The sequence below is a fragment of the Cupriavidus sp. WS genome, assembly GCF_000395345.1.
Classification (GTDB): Bacteria; Pseudomonadota; Gammaproteobacteria; order Burkholderiales; family Burkholderiaceae; genus Cupriavidus; species Cupriavidus basilensis_B.
Genome location: NZ_AQPL01000033.1, coordinates 1 through 1,026, shown reverse-complemented (window position 1 = coordinate 1,026; position 1,026 = coordinate 1). Strand labels below are relative to the sequence as shown.

Below are 1,026 nucleotides of genomic sequence, written 5' to 3'. Positions count from 1 at the left end.
CCGCCGGCCGGCGCCTGCTGGGCGCGGCCGCCATCGCCGCCGCGCTGGCCGGAAGCTGGCTGCCAGGCGTGGCCGGCGCGGCCGGCGCGGCCGGCGACTACCCGTCCAGGCCGATCCGCTTCGTCGTGCCCTACGCGGCCGGCGGCACCACCGACCTGGTGGCGCGCACGGTCGGCCAGCGCATCGGCGAGAAGCTGGGCCAGCCGGTGGTGGTGGAAAACCGCCCGGGCGCCGGCGGCAACATCGGCATGGAGGCGGTGGCCAAGGCCGCGCCGGACGGCTACACCATCGGCTTCGGCGCGATCTCCACCAACGCGCTCAATCCGCACATCTACAAGCACGTGCCGTTCGACCCGCGCAAGGACTTCACCGCGGTGAGCCTGCTGGGCACCTCCACCATCGTGCTGGAAGTCAGCAACGACCTGCCGGTGAAGACGGTGGCCGATCTGGTCGGTTATGCCAAGGCGCATCCCGGCCTGACCTACGCCACGGCGGGCGCCGGCACCTCGATGCACCTGGCCGGCGCGATGTTCTCGCAGATGACGCAGACCGGCCTGGTCCACGTGCCGTACAAGGGCAGCAGCCCGGCCATCAACGACATGCTGGGCGGCCACGTGCAGGTGATGTTCGACAACCTGCCGGCCTCGCTGCCGCACATCCAGGCCGGCAAGCTGCGCGCGCTGGCGGTGGCGGGCAAGACCCGCTCGCCGTCGCTGCCCAACGTGCCGACGCTGGCCGAGGCCGGCCTGGCCGGCTACGCCGTGGAGCCGTGGTTCGGCGTGTACGGCCCGGCCGGCATGCCGGCGCCGGTGGTGCAGGCGCTCAACGCCGCGCTGGTCGAGGCGCTCGGCAATGCCGAGGTGAAGGACAAGCTGGTGCAGGCCGGCTTCAACCCGAAGGGCTCGAGCGCGGCGGAGCTGCAGTCGCTGACGCTGTCCGAGTACGAGAAATTCGGCAAGGTGGCCAGGAGCGCCAGCATCTCGCTGGACTGACGCGGGCGGGCCGGCCCGCCACGGTGGCGGCGGG

1 protein-coding gene is annotated in these 1,026 nt (G+C 72.8%); it reads left to right on the top strand.

The annotated features are described in order from the left end of the window. Positions 1-14 precede the first annotated feature (14 nt). Positions 15-992: a tripartite tricarboxylate transporter substrate binding protein gene (locus K206_RS0103570; protein WP_029043192.1), complete on the top strand. Its 978-nt coding sequence runs from the start codon at positions 15-17 to the stop codon at positions 990-992. The last annotated feature ends 34 nt before the right edge of the window (positions 993-1,026 follow it).